We start from the raw sequence: 18,905 nt of genomic DNA on the forward strand, positions 1-18,905 counted from the left end.
GTAGGTATTCGAATGCCCAAAGTTCGGCAGGGTGGAGCAGAAAAACGGCGAAAAGTGGGGTGAAAACCTACGTATCCGTATTTTGTCGAAAAAACAACGATGACGCTATTTCGCCGAGGACGATTCGCGTACGAGCAGCTCGTGCTTCAGCACCAGCGTGTTGATCGGCGACGTGCGGCTGTTGTGAATGGTGTTGATCAGGGTCGTGGCCGCGATCTGGCCCATTTCATATCCCGGATAATGGATGGTAGTGAGGTTGGGTTCGATAACCCGGGCGATCGGATCGTTGTTAAACCCCACGATCGCGACATCTTCCGGAATGCGAATACCAGCAATTTTTAACTCTTGCATACACGCTACGGCCGACGAGTCGTTGGCGGCGAAGATACCGTCCGGGCGGATATCGAGTTGCAGGAATTTCTGTGCCGCTTCGATACCTCCTGCCTCGTTTAAGGGGTTTACGATCACAAGCGATTCGTCATAAGCAATGCCCTTGTCTTGTAACGCCATGCGATACCCCTTCAGGCGGTCGGCATAGGTATTGCGTGTCAGATGGCCGCACAGGTGTACAATGCGCCGGCGGCCCTGCTCGAGCAGGTGCATGGTGGCGTCGTATCCCGCTTTGGTATTGTCGATGACAACGTTGGTACAGGTGGGATCGTCAAAGACGCGGTCAAAAAAGATGATGGGGATCCTTTTACGAAGCAGCGCTTCAAAGTGCTGGATGTTCTCCGTGGTATAGGTAAGCGACACCAGCAAGCCGTCGACGCGGCTGTTGTACATCGTCGTGGCATTTTTGATCTCCTTCTCAAAGGTTTCCTGCGACTGGCTGATGATCAGACTGTATCCCTGGGCATTGACCACGTGCTCGATGCCCGAGATCACCGTCGACATGAAGTAGCTGTTGATGCGGGGGATGATGATGCCGATGGTATTGGTCTTTTTTGCACGCAGGTTGCTGGCAAACAGGTTGTTCTGGTATCCCATCAGCTGCGCGGTTTCCTTGATGCGCTTGCGTGTTTCCTTCCTGATGGCAGGGTGATCTTTCAGTCCGCGGCTAACGGTAGCAGGCGACAGATCAAGCTTTTCTGCAATATCATAGATCGTGACTTCCTTCTTTCCGTCCATATTTTACAATCGCTTACATGCGATCAGGTGATCAAAATTAACTAAAATTCTATCTCACAACGTTATTGTATTGCAATCGGTTGCAAATATTGCTAGTTTTAGTGGCTATCAACCAAACCCAAGGCCCGTCGGGGCCGCCGAATGACTATGAAACATAGACAGATCCTTTTTTGTGCCTGCATTCTTTTTGGCGCGACTGCTTTTGCGCAGGTTCCTCAGAAACCGCTTTCACCGCCGTTGGTCACCGACCTCTATTCGGCCGATCCTTCTGCACATGTATTTGATGGTAAGATCTACATTTATCCGTCGCACGACATCGACGCGGGCGTGCCGGAAAATGACAATGGTGACCACTTCGACATGCGCGACTACCATGTGTACTCGCTGGAAGCACCGGGTAAAAAAATACAGGATCATGGCGTGGCGCTCGACATCAAACACGTGCCCTGGGCCGGAAAGCAGCTGTGGGCGCCGGATGCCGCCGTTCGCAACGGCACCTATTATCTATACTTTCCCGCCAAGGATAAGCAGGGCGTCTTTCGTATAGGTGTTGCTACGAGCAAATCGCCGGCAGGTCCTTTCCAGGCATTGCCAGAACCTATGAAAGGCAGTTACAGCATTGATCCATGCGTCTTCACGGACGATGATGGAGCGAGCTATATGTACTTCGGGGGCATCTGGGGCGGGCAGTTACAACGTTGGCGCACCGGGCAATACAACGAGGCCGGTGCGTTGCCCCAGGATCAGGAGCCTGCTGTCGGCCCCCGCATGGCGAAGCTTACAAACGCCATGACGGAGTTTGCCGAGCCCCTGCGCGAGCTGAGGATCGTAGACGCCGCCGGCAAGGAATTATTGAACGGCGACAACAACCGCCGCTTCTTCGAGGCCGCCTGGATGCACAAATACAAAGGCAAGTATTACCTGTCGTATTCTACAGGCGACACCCACCTGATCTGTTACGCTACGGGCGATAGCCCTTATGGGCCGTTTGTATACCGCGGCGTCGTACTGAAGCCTGTGCTGGGATGGACCAACCATCACTCGATCATCGAGTTTAAAGGCAAGTGGTATTTGTTCTACCACGACAGCACGTTGTCGGGAGGCAAAACACACCTGCGGAATATCAAGATGACCGAGCTGAAGTATAACGCCGATGGCACCATTCAAACCATTTCGCCGTATCTCGACTAAACGTTATTACCATTTCGGGCGAATGCCCGGGGCAAAGGGAAATTCCAGGCTTTGATAATATTCCAGCGTCCTTGTCGGCTTGGTTACTCCGGCCGGCAAGGGCCGCTTCGAAAACTGTTGGAAATACAGCAGGCAGGCGTCCCGCCACCAGGCTGCCTCGTTGTATTGAATCGCCAGCAGCGATGTTACGTGGGCGTGCACCGCATCATCTACTTTACGGTGTACCGTCTTCCACTGCGCTTGCATCCAGGCCACCGAGTCAACGCCCTGCTGGTAGCTGTAGCAGAGCTCGTCCCACAACGTGCGGCCCGAGCGCAGCGTGTGGTCCCAGAGCACATGGTGGAACCACAACAGGTAGGGTTCCGGACACTGCTGCAGGTCGTTATACAGCGCCTGTACGGGTGGGTGGTATTGCCCCAGGGCATTGCTGCCGCGCGCGGAGCGGTCAAAGCCTATGCCCTGCTCGTCGGCGCGGTGGTAATAGACCGATGTCCAGTCGGCGCGTTCTTTGTCTTTGATCCAGGGCGCGGGGCCGTAGTGGTGGTTCCAGCCCATGATGTGGTGCAGGCCCAGGGGTGTCATGTAGCGCACCGTGGTTTCGCGTGTAGCGAGCAGCATCGCGCGGATGGTTTGAACGACGGCGGCATCCTGGTGCAGCGTCATGCGGATCCACTCGTCGGCCAGGCTGGCGGGTGACAGCTGATGGTTCCAGGCCAGCCGGCCGAATGCATACCAGTTGGCTTGCGCGAGGGGGTGGCCGCACCAGTTACGGTCGTTGCCGATGTTGGCCACACCGGCCATGCCGGTGAGCGTATGGTGATCCAGCGTACCGTCTATTACGTTCGATACCGGACTGCCCTTGCCGCGTGCATACGTGTCGGCGTCCAGGCATTCCTTAAACAGGGGCGCCTGGTAAAACAGATGTGACGCAAAGCCCAGGTACTCCTGGGTGAGCTGGAATTCGGGTAGGAGGGCTGTGGACGGCATGGCTCCGAAGAGCGGGTGGAAGGGCTCCCGCGGCTGAAAGTCGAGCGGTCCGTTCTTTACCTGCACCATTACATTCGGCAGGAACTTGCCGTCCAGGGGCTTGAACTCGTTATAGGCCTGACGTGTGCGGTCTTCGGGCACCTGGTGATCGTACACAAAGGCACGCCACATGACGATGCCGTTGTGGGGCTGCAATGCTTCTGCCAGCATGTTGGCGCCGTCGGCATGTGTCCGTCCGTAGTTCTGCGGACCGGGTTGCCCTTCGGAGTTGGCCTTTACTGTAAAACCGCCGAAGTCGGGTATATAGGTATAGATCTCCCGGATCTTATCCTGCCACCAGGCCCGTACCGCTTTATCCAACGGGTCGGCTGTCGGCAGCTTGCCGAGCTCGATGGGTGCGCTGAACCGGGCCGTCAGGTACACTTTGATGCCATACGGCCGGAAGACGTCGGCCAGTGCTTTGACCTTCTCCAGGTACATCGGCGTGAGCACGAGTGCGTTGGCGTTGACGTTGGTCAATACCGTCCCGTTGATGCCGATCGATGCATTGGCCCGGGCATAGTCGGTATAGCGCGGGTCGATGTACCCCGGCAGCTGATGCCAATCCCACAGGGAGAAGCCCGCATAGCCGCGCTCTACCGTGCGGTCGAGGTTATCCCAATGGTTGAGGATGCGGACCTTTGTTTTGGGGCTGCTGCTGACCTCGCCCAGCGGCTGGCCCGTCTGCATCATGCGGAGGAAATGAAAGACACCATAGAGCATGCCCGTTTCCGTGGCGGATACGATTGCGATCGATTCTTTTCCCTGGATACGCGTGTGCGTAATGATAAAGCCCTCCGGCGCAAGCCCGGCCACTTTACCGTGCAGCGGCGCCAGCAGGGGGAGCTGCGATGTGCCCACCACCAGCTGGCGGTTGACAGCGCCTGCTTCGGGTATGGTTTCACCCAACAAACCCGGCAACGCCCGGCGGAGCTCCCTGCGTGCGGCGTCGGCCGTTGCGCCGGTCGACAGTACCGTCCAGCCCTGGAGTTGACGGCGATACGATGCCGCTACGGCACGGTCGGCGATGCGGGTATACTTCAGCCACAGGTCATAGCCGTCATCGGCCTGCAACAGCCGTGGTCCCGTCAGACATACGAGTAGGATCAGCACCCGGGCGGCTACCGGGAGCGCGGAACGACGCCGGTTGGTGCCGTTTGCGAAGTCGATGGCAATTGTGCTCATAAAGTATACAAATAAGGCCTTTTTTACGCTATTTCAATAAATCGGTATCATTCATTTATATCGATTTACGGCCTTGTAATTGCCTAAAGTAGTGATTTATTAAGATAAATTTATGCAATCGGTTGCAAAGATTCTTGAAAACACTCATCTTCGATTCATGCATTCCCGGCACCCGGGAGTGCTCCTGGAACAGACCAATTACTAATCCACTTAAATAAACAACCTATGAGAACTCTATTTCTACCCAATTTCCCAGGTCTCGGCATGGGGCGGGGCTTCCCGGGGATCGTCCTATGGATGAGCCTGCTGCTGGTGGCGTCCGCGGCGCATGCGCAGCTGGCTGTGCAGGGCACTGTACAAGACGAGACCGGTGCCGGCATGCCCGGTGTATACGTCGTGGTCAAGAACACGTCGCTGGGTACCACAACCGACGCCGACGGTAACTTTTCGATGAATGTCAACAGCAACGATGCCGTGCTGGTGTTCAGCTTCATCGGGTATGCCACGCAGGAAGTGGCCGTCAACGGCCGCACACGTGTGGACGTAACGTTGGCGGCCAGCGTGCAGTCGCTGGACGAAGTGGTCGTCGTGGGCTACGGCACACAAAAGAAGAGTGACATCACGGGGTCATTGGCGTCTGTCAGCTCCGAGTCCTTGCGCGAAGTGCCGGTGGCGAACGTACAGAACGCCCTGCAGGGGCGTGCTGCCGGCGTGGAGGTACAACGCGTGGGGAGCACACCGGGCTCGAGCGCGCAGATCCGCATTCGCGGTGAGCGTTCCGTATCGGGGAGCAACGACCCCCTCATTGTACTCGATGGGATACCGTACCAGGGAAACCTCAATGATATCAATACCGACGATATTGCCTCCATCGAGGTATTAAAAGACGCATCGGCTACGGCGATCTATGGATCGCGCGGCGCTAACGGCGTGATCCTGGTAACGACCAAACGGGGAAAGAAGGGAGAGAACATCCTTTCGTTCAACAGCTATTACGGTATCAGCACCGTGTCCAAGAAATACCCGGTATACGATGCCAAAGGATATGAAAACCTGCGCGACAGGTCTGTATACCTTGGTGGCTATAAACCCGAGGAGCTTGAATCGATCCAGTTAGGCCGGTCTACCGACTGGCAGGACCTGATGTACGAGAACAGTTATATCACGGACCACAACCTATCCATTTCAGGTGGCGGCGACCGGAGCACCTATTCGGTGGGTGGCGGATATTTCAAAGAAAAAGGTGTTTTGCCCGCGCAGGATTTTTCGCGCCTGAGCTTGCGGCTCACCGAAGACCTGCAGCTGAACGACCGTGTTAAGTTCGGCTTCAATTCCATGAACTCTTATAGCATCCGCAATGGCTCGAGCATCAGCCCCATGTTCCCGATCTTATCGCTCAGCCCCTTGATGCCGGCATATGAAGCCGACGGTACGATCGTCAAGGCCCCGGCCGGCAACGACGACGACCGGGCCAATACCTATAGTCCGCTCTATCTGAAAAGCAACGACCATGACTGGGTCGACCGCATCCGCCGGATCCGTACGTTCAATAGTTTATACGGCGAGGCCGAAATTATACCGGGCCTGACCTATCGCCTGAATATCGGCCTGGACTACTCGCAGGAGGAAAACAGCCAGTTCCGCGGGATGGATACGTACTTCACACCGAACGCCGGTAACTATGCCAGCGTCGATAATACAGAGGAATGGAGCTATACCCTGGAAAACATCCTGATGTATGAGAAGACTTTTGCGGAAAAGCATCATGTTAAATTCACAGGCCTGTATAGCGTGCAGGAATCGCAGAAGCACAACACGTTTGTGCGCAAGGATTCGATCACGAGCGACTTTGTGGAATACTATAACCTGGGCACGTCGGTGGAAACGGCCAACCGTCGGCTGGACGGCAAAGAAGCTAAGTGGGGTATTGTGTCCTACATGGGACGTATCAACTATAGCTTTGAAGACAAATACCTGTTGACGCTGACCGGGCGTATCGACGGTTCTTCCCGTCTTTCTGAGAAATGGCATCGTTACCCGGCGGTGTCGGGTGGGTGGAATATTATCAAGGAGGACTTTATGCAAAATGTCCGGCCCGTGTCAAACCTGAAGCTGCGGGTAGGGTGGGGGAATACGTCCAACCAGGCGGTTGATCCCTACAGCCTGATCGGCGGCGTGACCAACACCTGGCGCAACGGAGCCAACAACGTGCCGATCGTCTATAATTTTGGTACAAAGCTCCAGAACGGTTATTATGTAAGTCGCATAGCCAGCCAGAAGCTTGTGTGGGAGTTTACGGCGACCACCAACATCGGTATCGACTTCGGGCTGTTTGAAGACCGCATCACCGGCTCGATCGATTGGTATAACGCACGCACCCACAACATTATTTATAACCGTACGCTGCCGGCCACGTCGGGTGTCAATAGCGACTATGCCACGAACATCGGTAAAATGCAGAACCGTGGCATGGAGATCTCCATCTCGTCCATCAACATCGAAACACCGGGCGGGTTTCAGTGGAGCACCGATCTCAACATCTTCTGGAACCGGAACAAGCTGCTTTTCCTCGACGACGGTTTTGTGCGGAACATTGAAAACGGATTGCACATCGGTGAACCGCTCACGGCGATCTACGACTTCGACAAGCAGGGTATCTGGCAGACGGGTGAAGAAGCGCAGGCTCAATCGTTCGGACAGGTGCCGGGTCAGCTCAAGATCCGCGATATCAGTGGTCCCGACGGTGTACCCGACGGTAAGATCACGCCCGAATACGACCGTACCATCATCGGCAGCGGCCAGGCGAAGTGGCAGGGAGGTATTACCAACCGCTTTTCCTATAAAGGCTTTGACCTTTCGTTTGTGACCTATGCCCGCTTCGGCGGTACCCTGATCAGCGCAATACACCAGCCGTTGGCGGGTTACCTGACGATCAACGACGGTCGCCGCAATCAGCTGAAAGTCGACTACTGGACACCGGAAAATCCGACCAACGACTTCCCGGCACCTCTTGCGACGATCACGCCGCCGCAAGCTACGTCTGCCTGGACAACGCTGGGCTACTACGATGCGTCGTTCGTGCGGATCAGGAGCATCAACTTCGGGTATAAAATCCCGACGGCGGTGGCCGAGCGGATCCGGGCACGCTCCATTCGCGTTTATACCACGGTGATCAACCCGGTGGTGCTCTACTCGCCGTACATGAAAGCGGGTGGCGTCGATCCTGAGGCAACCGGAACCGGTAAAACCGGCTTTGTACAGAACGGTGGCAATATTCCCGACCGCGCGCTGACCGTAGCGCTGAGCTCGCCGCCCACACGCTCGTTTACGTTGGGCCTTAATATTACCTTCTAAAATAAAAACACTGGTTTATGAAATTCTTAAATAAACTTATACCCTCGTCGCGCTGCCTGGTGTTGGTAACCCTGCTGTCGACCGCGTGTAACGAGATCCTCGAAGAGAATCCCTATACCACCTTTACGAAGGACTACTTTAAGACCTCGGGCGGTTTTCGTTCAGCGGTTGTGACCGGGTATGCAGGCATGCGTTTTAACTATGGGCCTATTGGTGCATTGGACCTGAACGTATTTGGTACGGATGAATGGACCAACGGCGACCAAGCTATCAGCTCGCCGCTGAATGTATATAACGTCAGTACGTCGGAGGGCGACTTGCTTACGCCCTGGAACAATAACTTCTGGCACATCAATACGCTCAACCTGATCATCAACCTGAAGCCGGAAGAACTCGTTGACGTGCGGGAAGCAGACAGGGTCGTCTGGGTAGCGGAAGCCCGTTATCTGCGTGCACAGTACTATTATTTGCTGGTAACACAGTTCGGTGCGGTACCACTCGACCTGGGTTCGGGAGAGCTTCAGTTTAATGACCTGCCGACCTCTGCCTTTAACCGGTTGCCGGTGGACGATCTGCTGGTAAAGAATTACCAGGCCATGATCGACGACCTCACATTCGCCGTGGAGAACCTGCCCGCGAAGCGTCCCGAAAGAGCCTTCAACTTGTCGAAATCCGCCGCGTTGCACCTGCTGGCAAAGGTATACCTATACCGCGGATATTCGGCCGCCAGCCAATCTACGGACTTTCAGAACGCTTACAATACGGCTATTCAGCTCATCAACGGCAAGGATACGTATGGTGCAGCGTTGCTTGAAAACTTTGCCGATGTGTTCCGGGAAGGGAATGACTACAATGCGGAGATACTGTACGCCGTCGAGCGTCTGCCGAAGAACAACACGGCGAACGAAATGCTCGATCCCTCGACCGACTTTGCCAACAAGGCGAACATGACCAACAACATGTTCAACTCAAACTACCAGGGACCGATCTTTGTCTTTGATCCTTCGACGACGCCCCCTTCCACGCAGGCCTATATCGACGGCCGCCCGCTGGAGTACGGTCGTCCCTTACGCCGGTTCGCCCCGACCCAGTGGCTTTTTGAAACGGCCTTTGCCGACAAGAAGAACGACAGCCGCTTCGACAATTCGTTCCGGATGGTGTGGTACGCACGGTCTGTGTCGGCCACGCCGCCCGCTACCTACGTGGATCGATTACAGGTAATCGGGTTGAATATCGGCGACACTGCTTTTTACCTGACGAAGACGGACCGGGAGGCCGATTCGTTGAAGGCGTTGACCGGTGCTCAAAAGAAAAACTACCGGGTCTTTGGTCCGAGCGAATTCTATACCAACGCCAACCGGACCAACCTGATCTACCCGAGCCTTACGAAGTTCCAGAGTATACAGCGGGCTAACTTCCAGGATGCGTCCGGCAGGCCGTTGCCGGTGAGCCGCTTTGCGGAAACGTATCTGCTCGCAGCGGAAGCCGCCATGCTACTGGGGCAGTCAGGTGAAGCTGCCGATCTGATCAATGTGTTGAAGCGCCGCGCGGCGTACCGTCCGGGACTGACGCCGGAGGAGGTCGAGAGCCGCTATGCGGCCATCGAAGTGACGGCTGACGATATAGACATCGACTTTATACTCGACGAGCGCACACGTGAGCTGGCCGGTGAGCACTCGCGTTGGCCGGACCTCGCGGCGCGGGGCAAGTTGCTGGACCGGGTGCCGACCCGCAATCCCGATGCGGCCAATATTCAACCGCACCATGTACTGCGCCCCATCCCGCAAAGTCAGCTGGACCGGATATCCGATCCGGACAAAGCCAAGTATCAGAATCCCGTGTACTAACGGAATCGTTACTGCTTTACCCCTTTGGAGTTTGGTGTGAAGGAAGGTTGTTACCTTCCTTCACTATTTTTAACGTATCTTCCTTCCGATGAAATACCTGTTTATATACTGCGCAGTCGTTATACTGGCCTGCGCCACGACTATACGGGCACAGCCGCTGCCGTCATTACAACGGCAGGGCGCGGCCGGCCACCTGGTGGTGAACGGTAAACCCTTCCTGGTGCTGGGGGGCGAGTTGGGCAACTCCAGCGCGTCCAGTGCCGACTATATGCGGCCCCTCTGGAAAAAGCTGCAGGCCATGCATTGCAACACCGTGCTGGCGCCGGTATACTGGGAGCTGATCGAGCCCGCCCCGGGTAAATTCGATTTTACGACGGTCGACAGCCTGTTGGCCGGTGCCCGCCGTCATGGTATAAAACTGGTCTTCCTGTGGTTCGGAAGCTGGAAGAACAGTATGTCGTGTTATGTGCCGGCGTGGGTCAAGAAGGATTATAAGACTTATCCGCGTGCTTACGACGCGCGGGGCCAGGCGCAGGAGATCCTCACGCCGTTCAGCGCCAACAACCTGCGTGCCGACGTCGATGCCTTTCGCGCGCTCATGAAGCACATCCGCACGGAGGATGAGAAGCACCAAACGGTGATTATGATCCAGGTGGAGAACGAGATCGGCATGTTGCCCAGCGCCCGCGACTACCATCCCGACGCTACGAAGGCATTTCATCAGCCGGTCCCCGCGGCGTTGATGCAATACCTGCAGCAACATCGAAAGAGCCTGGCGCCGGCGCTGGCAACGGCCTGGAAGAAGAATGGCACCCGTGCCGCCGGCACCTGGGAGGAAGTATTTGGCAAAGGCCTGGCCACGGACGAAATGTTTATCGCCTGGCACTTTGCGGTCTTTGCCAACCAGGTAGCGCAGGAGGGCAAGAAGGTATACCCGCTGCCGATGTTTGTCAATGCGGCGCTGAACCGCCCCAACGTAAAGCCGGGCGACTACCCCAGCGGCGGGCCGCTGCCGCACATCATCGATGTCTGGAAGGCGGCTACGCCTGCGATCGATCTGTTGTCTCCGGATTTTTACAATCCCGACTTTGCCTACTGGAACGACCTGTATACGCGTCCGGACAATGCATTGTTCATTCCCGAGATACGGTTTGAGCCGTCGGTTGCGGCCAAAGTATTTTATGCGCTGGGTCACTACCAGGCGATCGGCTTTTCACCGTTCTCCATCGAGTCGACAGACGCGCCGGAGCGCGAGCCTATCGGCCGGAGCTATCGTGTGTTGGAGCAGCTGATACCGCAGCTCTGCCGGCACCAGGGCAAACCCACGCTCGACGGCGTATTGCTCGACAAACACGCGGACACGGATACGCTGACGTTTGGCAACTATATATTTATCGTAAAGCACGACTATACCCTGGGATGGTCGCCCGGTGCCAAGGAGGAGGCCTGGCCGCAGGCGGGCGGGCTTATCCTGCAAACCGCGGCCGATGAGTTTGTCGTGGCCGGCACGGGCATTGTCGTTACATTTGTATCCGCGCAAGCGAGCAACGGGCGGACCGGGATCCTCACGATCGAGGAAGGCGAATACCGCGAGGGCCGCTGGGTGCCCGGTCGCACGATGAACGGCGACCAAAGCCACCAGGGAAGGCACCTGCGCTTTCCTGTCGGTGAGTGTGGTATTCAGAAATTGTCATTATACCAGTATAAGTGATTTTTATCATGAAGGATCGAAGTGTACGGCGAGGCATGGTGGTACTGGCCTGGCTGCTGAGCAGTACGTTGTTGCCGGCACAGGTGAAGTTGCCCGCCCTTGTACGCGACAGCATGATCGTACAGCGCGATGCGAAGGTAAAGATCTGGGGGTGGGCATCCCCGGGTGAGCGCGTGCAGGTGGCGCTTGCCAGGAAGCACTACAAGGCAACGGCCGGGGCAGACGGTACGTGGTCCATCCTGGCGGGTCCGCTGCCGGCCGGTGGTCCGTATACGATCGATATACAGGCGAGCAACAAGATCACCCTGCGGAATATCCTGGCCGGCGATGTGTGGCTCTGCGCGGGACAATCCAACATGGTACACTCCCTGGCATTGCACCAGGAGCGTTACAAACAAGATATTGCGCAGGCAAACTATCCGCAGATCCGGAACTTCACGGTGCCGGTAACGGCCGACCTGCAAGGGCCCCGGGAGGACTTGCCGGGCGGCCGGTGGAAGGCGGCGAATCCTTCGGATGTCAAGGGCTTCTCGGTAATAGCGTATTTCTTTGCGCGGGCGTTATACGAGAAATACCGTGTGCCGGTCGGTATCATCAACACCAGTGCAGGGGGGACGCCGATCGAAGCCTGGACGAGTGAGGATGGTCTGCGTGCCTTTCCGGCAGCCATGGTTAGCCTTCGGCAGAACAAAGACAGTGCGTATGTTCACCGGGTGAACCGTGGCGCCCGTGCAGCGTATGATGCCTGGGAGGCCGCGGTGCGTTCGGAGCCGGGATTTTCGGCGGGCGCGCGGGATGCTGCTGAAGTAACGGTAAAAGACTGGCGGCCGGTATATGTGCCGGGCTACTGGGAAGACCAGGGCATTCGGGACCTGGACGGCATCGTTCGGTACCGCCGCGTGATCGAGCTGCCGGCCTCGGCGGCGGGCAAGCCGGCGCGTCTGGCGCTCGGGCGTATTGTGGATGCGGATGATGTATATATCAACGGTGTGGCCGTGGGGCACACAGGATATCAGTATCCGCAGCGACGTTACCAGGTGCCCGCGGGGGTGCTGAAGGCCGGCAGGAATGTACTGACGGTGCGTGTCACGAACTATCACGGTAAAGGCGGCTTTGTGCCGGATAAGCCGTATCGGTTGGTCGTTGACAGCGATACCGTGGATCTGACGGGGCATTGGCAGTATACGATCGATGTCGTCTTTCATGCGCCGGAACCGGTAGCGGAGATCATACCGCCGCGTTCGCAACCGGCGGCGTTGTTCAATGGTATGGTGGCACCGCTGGTGCCGTATGCGATCAAGGGGGTTGTATGGTACCAGGGAGAGAGCAATACGGATACGCCCGAGGAGTACCGCAAGCTTCTTCCGGCGTTGATCGCTGACTGGCGTCAGCAATGGCAGCATGCTGCTCTGCCTTTTTTGTTTGTGCAGCTGCCGAACTTTAACGAAGTGAACTACCTGCCGGTGGAAAGCCGGTGGGCTTCTTTGCGGGAGGCACAGCGTCAGGCGCTACGCGTACCGCGTACGGCGATGGTGGTGGCGATCGATGTGGGGGAGTGGAACGACATTCATCCTGGTAATAAAAAGCCGATCGGTGATCGGCTGGCGCTGGCGGCGCGGAGGCTGGTGTACGATGACAGGCAGGTGGTGAGCTCGGGGCCTGTGTTTCAGGGAGCGCGTTTAGCGGGGCGTTCCGTTGTTCTGTCGTTTCGTGAGATTGGGACCGGGCTTGCAACAAGTGATGGTGATGCGCCCGGGCAGTTTGCTGTAGCCGGTGTCGATAAGGTATATAAGCGGGCGACGGGCAGGATCGTTGATGACGCGGTTGTTGTTTCCAGTGCGTTTGTGGAGCATCCGGTATATGTTCGGTATGCATGGGGGGATAATCCGGCGAAGGCGAATCTTGTTAACCGGGAAGGGTTGCCGGCTTCGCCGTTTGAGGAGCGGGTTGTTGAATAGAACGCGGTCTTGTCTCGGGCCACCTGAAGCTACGGTGGACGAATCGAGTTGTTGTTTCTTTGGCGTTAGGGCGCTCGAAAATAATTTGCGTGAAGGTTCGGAAGTCGGAGACTCCCTCCATCGATGCACGAATCATGCTAGGCACGAGTCTCCGCCCCGCGGCGGGGCTAAGACTCGCGCCAGGTACTGATGTGTGTGGGGGCTACGCCCCTACTACCCCTTTGGGCACCAAACTCCGACCTCCCCTAATACCGCATTATAAAATCCGTCAGATTTATATGTGGGTCCAGGTTCATCTTCTTTCGTATGCGGTATCGGCTGGCTTCTACGCCGCGTATTGTCAGGTTTAGCAGCGGCGCGATCTCTTTTGTCGCCAGGTTTAGCTTGAGGTAAGAAATCAATTTGATGTCGTTGTGCGTCAGTCCCGGATAATCGCGTCGCAGGCGCGCCAGGAAGTCCTGGTGGATATGGTTGAAGTGATGCTCGAATTGTTCCCACTTGTTCTCTAATGTCAGCTCGCCGGCGATGGCGCGTAGGATCCTTTTGAGGTGTCCGCGTGCTTCCGGGTCTTGTACGGCTTCCAGCGCGGTATATAGATCGCTCTTGACTTTCTGCAGCGTTTCAAAGCTGTGAACAATGTGCATGGCGGATGAGGCCAGTTCCTGGTTCTTGTGGGCCAGGGCGTGCTCGAGCTTTTCGTGATTTAGTTTGATGATCTCTTTCTCTGCCCGCAACACGGCCTCCTGGTGCGTGACCTCTTGCAGGCGTAGCGTCTTTAGCCGTGTGTGTCGCAGGCTTCGGTAGGCCCAGCGTACGAATAGCCCGATCGCCACCAGATATCCGGCGTAGGCCCAATAGGTGCGATACCAGGGTGGTAGCACAACAAAGGCATACACGGCTTCCGAACCGGCACGACGGTACAGGTCCATGCTCTTTACGCGAAAGGTGTAGCGCCCTTCGGGCAAGTCGGTATATGTTTGCGTGGTGTGTTTTGTCCAGGGTGACCATTGGGTGTCGTATCCGTCCAGTATATATTGATATTGTACGTGCCCGGGGTCTTCGTATGACGTTGCTGAGAAGGAAAAGCGAAGCGCATTACGTGCGTAGGGTAATTCCGGTGTGTCTCCGACAGAAACCTTTGTGTCGGGTTGCCAGCCCCCTGAAAGGAGGGAGTCGCCGCCTGCCGCGAGGGTTACGCCGCGGATCAGGGTGGCGAAGGTATGATCGGTGTCGAAGACAAACGCGGGGTCGAAGTGCACGAAGCCGTCGTCGGTGCCGATGATGACGTGGCGTGTACTATAGGGGGCGATGTGTTCAAAGCCGCCGACGAGGCGTCGCTGCAGTTTGTTGAAGATGGTGCGTGTACTTTCGTAGTGCTGGCCGTTGCGTTTGCGCAAGATGCCTAGGTCGTCGCCGGAGGCGAACCAGATGTTGCCTTCACGGTCTTCTACCAGCTTGCGCGTGTGGCCCGCGGCGCCGATCGCTTCCACGAGGGTTGCATGCGGTACGAAGGTGTCGCGGGCCGCGTCGTAGGAATAGATGCCGCGTTGACCCGTAAAGACGAGTTCGTGGTTCACCTGGAAGACATTGATGAAGACGTTCGACGGGAAGCCGTTGCGTGCGTTGTAGAACTGCACGTCGCGCACCTGGCGCAGGTCGTCTGTCAGCGTGATGCGGTACAGGCCGAGGTAGCCGTGTGCCACCCAGAGGTTGCCTGCCGCGTCCTGCTCGATGACCCGCGATGATTCGTCAAAGCCGCGGATCTTCCACAGGAATGTCGGCTTGCCATCTACGAGGCGGTACAGTCGCAGGCCGTCGTAGGCGCCGCAGAGTATATAGCCCGGCCGCTTTGCCAGCGGTTGTACCAGCCACGCGCCGGCAGGGCCTTCGCCGCGCTGTGCGGTCGTGCCCCGCACGGTGTAGAGACCGTTGTTGTGCGTCAGGAGCAGTGTGTTGCCGATCTTTTGCAGGTTGTATGTCTGACCCGCGGTGCCTTCCACCAGGCGAAAGGGTGATGGTGTGAGTGGATTGGCCGGTGCCCAGGGTTTGTAATACAGGCCCTCGCTCGTGCCGAGGTATACGGTGCCGTCTTCTATCCACGATGTAAAGCCAGCGCCTGCCAGGCCACTGGCCGTGGACAGGCGCGTAAAGGGGGAGTTGATCTCGACGTAGTCGATCCCGTCGCGCAGCGCCAGCCACAGGTTGCCGTTGTTGTCGGGGTATATATACTCGATGCCGTTGTGCTGCAGGCCGTTGTCGCGGTGCAGGTGCAAGCGGGGTGTGCCGTCGTCGCCCAGCATCAGCATGCCGTGGTGTGACGAGCCGAGAATATATCCGCCCGGGATGGCGGCGGCCGATACCACGGTGTTGTTTCGAAAGAAGGGCGCGCTTTCGGGCGACCACGGTGTAAAGCTGCTGTAGCCGTCATACATAAACAGCCCGTGCTGCTGGGTGGCCACCAGCATGCGGTTGCCCGCGGCGGGGAGCATGCCCGTGACGTTGTACCGGGCGAGTGTCTCGCTGTGGGGCACGGTGACGAGCTCGTGGTCTTTGAACTCGGCTATGCCCTGTCGCTGGCGACAGACGAACAGGCGACGGCTTACATAAAAGTAGGAGGTAAGTCCCGCGGCTTCGGGGTCTAACCGGAAGAACCGTACCGAGTCGTGTTGCCAGGTATAGAGTCCGGCGCTGGTGCAGAATACGACGCCTTGCTCGGTAACGAGGATCTTCCAGACGTCGGCAAAGGCCTGCTCCCGGGGCTTGATATACGACTTGAGCGACACAAAGCTGAGCTCGCCGCGGGCGTCGGGTTGCAGGTAGCCAAAGTCGGCCTGGCCGCCGTAGTAGACCGTGCCGTTCTTGTCGAGCGCAAGGGATCGCACGACGGTGCGGTTCGGGAGTGGGGTGCTGCGCCAGGTGTTACCGTCAAATTGCAGCAGGTTGTAATTATTCGCCACGTATACTACTCCACGACGGTCTTGCACAATACCCCAGTTAAACGGCGACGAGCCGTAGTCCTGGCGACTGTAATGGCGAATGTACGGAAGCCCTTCGGGTGGGGCCTGGGCGAACGCCGGTTCAAGCGCGGGCAACACGGCGAGAATCAAGCAGAGGAGCTTCCGGTGCGTAACCGGAAAAACATAGTGGTCCATAACGAGGTCGGTTGTCGGAGTACTGAAAATACGCAGCATTTCGCTTATTTTTTCAGCTATGACCGGCCTGTTGCATGCGGGAGGGAATGAGCCGAAGTTCCGGGCGGTGTAAAAAAAGAAGCCGGAGACGCACGGTACGCACGTCTCCGGCTTGTCAGAAAGGGAGGTCTATCGTTTAATCAATTTCTTCTGCACGTCTTTTGCGCCACGGCGATAGCGCACGACGTATACGCCGGCGGGGAGGTGACCTATGCTCACGGCCTGGTTTTCTACACGTTGTGTATACTGGCGTGCGCCGGTGGTGGACAGGAAGCCAACTTCCGTGCCGTCGGTCAGTCCTTCGATGCGCAGCACATCGTGGGCGGGGTTGGGATAAAAGAATACGGGATCTTCTTCGGCCAGCGCGGTGGTGACGCCTTCCGGTGCGGCGGTGCGGGCGCCGGCGGCGGTGCCATACACTTCCAGCTCATAGATGGAATAGCCGTAGGGCGTGCCGCGGGTGGTGCCATAGACACGTACGTAGCGACCGGAGCCCGACAATCCCGTCAGGTCGTTGACCAGCGCCGTGTTGCCGGTCACCGTGCGCAGCGGCGACCAGGTGGATGCGTTGGGCGAGATTTCCACCACGTAGTCGCGGCCGTAGGCGGCTTCCCACGTGATCTTTACCTGCGTGATGGAGTATGTGGCGCCCAGGTCCACATAGAGCCACTGCGGGTCGCTGAACGCGCTGCTCCAACGACTCGTGGCCACACCGTCTACCGCGGCGCTGCCCGGCGTTCCAACGGCTTCGACAGACGACACTGTAACGGGCTTCAGCAACGCCAGGTTGACGGTGGCTGCGGGGTTCACGGTAACGGTCGCATCGTCGCTGGCGGTCAGACCGCCGTTGTCGGTTACCGTCAGGCGGAATACATAGGTACCGGCCACCATGCCGCTAACCGATAGGGTGGCGGTGGCCGCGCCGCTCAGGGTAGGTGTGTTCGGGCCGCTGACGCGTGTCCAGGCATAGGTGCTGATCGTTCCGTCGCTGTCAGTACCGCTACCGTTGAGCGTCGTGCTGTTTGCCGGAAGGGTAATGACCTTGTCGGCGCCGGCGTTGGCGATGGGGGCGACGTTGCTGCCGCTGTTGTCCGGTTCGGCCGTGCCGCCACCCGAGAAGTAAATGTTGTCGACGGCGATGTTGGAAATGTTACCGGTGCCCAGGATCTGCAGAAGCTGTGTTACTTCCATGAGGTTGACCGATTCATAAAAATGGCTCAGCGGAATCTGGATCGTCTGCCAGGTGCCGTTGCGCACAAAGCCATAGGGTGTCTGACCGGGCTCAAACGCGATCCACTTCTGGCCTTCGCCGTCGCGTGTACCACTCTTCATGCCGAGGTAGAAGGGCGTGGTCGCATCCGAGGTCTTCAGCGAGAGCACAAGCCGCGCCGTCGTGTTTTTGTAAGCGGTGAGGTTGTGTACGTTGCTGGGTGTAAAGGCGGCGCCGAACCAACCTTTGTTGTTGTGGGTAAACGACAATACGCTGCTGCCCTCGGAAGGCGTCGTGGCCAGCGGGGTCAGGGTGTTTTCCCATACAAAGAAGTTGCCGTCGGTGCCGAGGTCGAAACGGTCTACGCCGGTCTGCGTATCGCTGTATAATACATAGTTGCCGTTCTGCGGGGTGACCTTTGTGCCATCCTGCCAGTAGATGTTGTCGAGGGCAAACGTGACGGATGACGACGGCGCATCGCCCACGATATAGAACATGGTGTTGATGGAACGGAATTCCACGTTGCCAAAGGCGCTGATCGGGATCACGACCTCATGCCACTGGCCGTCGCGTACTAATCCATACTGATTCGCACCGGCGGGGTCGAGGCGCACGGTCTTGCTTTGTGTACCGGCCTGGGCGTTACCGTTGGCCGTGCTGATCACACCGATCGAGAAGGGCCACGACGAGGTGGTCTTCATGCGGAAGCGCAATGTGCCGTCGATGAAGTTCTGCATGTTCTTGATGTTGGTGGCGCCGGTAGGAATGCCCAGCCCAAACCAATTGCCGGGATTGGCGGTAAACGACAATACAGCCGATCCTTCCTGCGGCGTGGTGGGTGTAGCCGTCAGGTTGCTCCACACGTCGATCGTCGGGCTGGCGCCCAGCGATGCTGTGACGGGAGTCGTTTCGGTAAAGACACCGAAGGTGCCGGTCTGCCGCGGCAGGTTGCTGGCCTGAAAGGTTTGTGTGTTGGCGTTTGCATATACGCGCACGTAGTCGACGACCATTTGTGCCGGCATGGGTGCCGTGATCTGGGCGGGGTTGGTAATGCCGACGAAGTTGCTGCCGCCGACCGCGAGATTCAGGATGACATAATAGGGA

The 18,905-nt window shown here is 57.5% G+C and carries 9 protein-coding genes; 5 read left to right on the forward strand and 4 right to left on the reverse strand.

Going from position 1 to position 18,905, the window contains the following annotated elements:
• Positions 1 to 105: 105 nt before the first annotated feature.
• Positions 106 to 1,128 (reverse strand): LacI family DNA-binding transcriptional regulator, encoded by a 1,023-nt coding sequence (locus KK078_RS20590; RefSeq protein ID WP_254092200.1) that lies wholly within the window; start codon positions 1,126 to 1,128, stop codon positions 106 to 108.
• A gap of 147 nt (positions 1,129 to 1,275) precedes the next feature.
• Between KK078_RS20590 and KK078_RS20595 the strand changes: the two genes are divergently transcribed.
• On the forward strand, positions 1,276 to 2,319 hold the full coding sequence (locus tag KK078_RS20595) for a glycoside hydrolase family 43 protein (RefSeq protein ID WP_254092201.1): 1,044 nt from the start codon (positions 1,276 to 1,278) through the stop codon (positions 2,317 to 2,319).
• 6 nt (positions 2,320 to 2,325) lie between these two features.
• On the opposite strand, the gene KK078_RS20600 is transcribed toward KK078_RS20595, so the two are convergent.
• Entirely contained in the window at positions 2,326 to 4,530 is a 2,205-nt protein-coding gene (locus KK078_RS20600; RefSeq protein ID WP_254092202.1) for an alpha-glucuronidase family glycosyl hydrolase, read from the reverse strand.
• Between the two features lie 225 nt (positions 4,531 to 4,755).
• Between KK078_RS20600 and KK078_RS20605 the strand changes: the two genes are divergently transcribed.
• The 4 genes from KK078_RS20605 (at position 4,756) to KK078_RS20620 (ending at position 13,400) form a co-directional block, all read left to right on the forward strand.
• Positions 4,756 to 7,884 (forward strand): SusC/RagA family TonB-linked outer membrane protein, encoded by a 3,129-nt coding sequence (locus tag KK078_RS20605; protein WP_254092203.1) that lies wholly within the window; start codon positions 4,756 to 4,758, stop codon positions 7,882 to 7,884.
• Between the two features lie 17 nt (positions 7,885 to 7,901).
• Positions 7,902 to 9,731, forward strand: a complete 1,830-nt coding sequence (locus KK078_RS20610) for a RagB/SusD family nutrient uptake outer membrane protein (RefSeq protein WP_254092204.1) — start codon at positions 7,902 to 7,904, stop codon at positions 9,729 to 9,731.
• A gap of 88 nt (positions 9,732 to 9,819) precedes the next feature.
• A complete protein-coding gene (locus KK078_RS20615; protein ID WP_254092205.1) occupies positions 9,820 to 11,442 on the forward strand; it encodes a GH35 family beta-galactosidase in 1,623 nt (540 codons plus the stop codon).
• An 8-nt stretch (positions 11,443 to 11,450) separates the two neighbouring features.
• Positions 11,451 to 13,400, forward strand: a complete 1,950-nt coding sequence (locus KK078_RS20620) for a sialate O-acetylesterase (RefSeq protein WP_254092206.1) — start codon at positions 11,451 to 11,453, stop codon at positions 13,398 to 13,400.
• Between the two features lie 245 nt (positions 13,401 to 13,645).
• On the opposite strand, the gene KK078_RS20625 is transcribed toward KK078_RS20620, so the two are convergent.
• Both KK078_RS20625 and KK078_RS20630 read right to left on the reverse strand, forming a co-directional pair.
• Complete coding sequence (locus KK078_RS20625; protein ID WP_254092207.1) at positions 13,646 to 16,552, reverse strand: ligand-binding sensor domain-containing protein; 2,907 nt, start codon at positions 16,550 to 16,552, stop codon at positions 13,646 to 13,648.
• Positions 16,553 to 16,720: 168 nt separating this feature from the next.
• Positions 16,721 to 18,905: PKD domain-containing protein (locus KK078_RS20630; RefSeq protein WP_254092208.1), on the reverse strand; the 2,185-nt coding region annotated here is incomplete at its 5' end.

The sequence above is a fragment of the Dawidia soli genome, assembly GCF_018598185.1.
GTDB lineage: Bacteria > Bacteroidota > Bacteroidia > Cytophagales > Cyclobacteriaceae > Ohtaekwangia > Ohtaekwangia soli.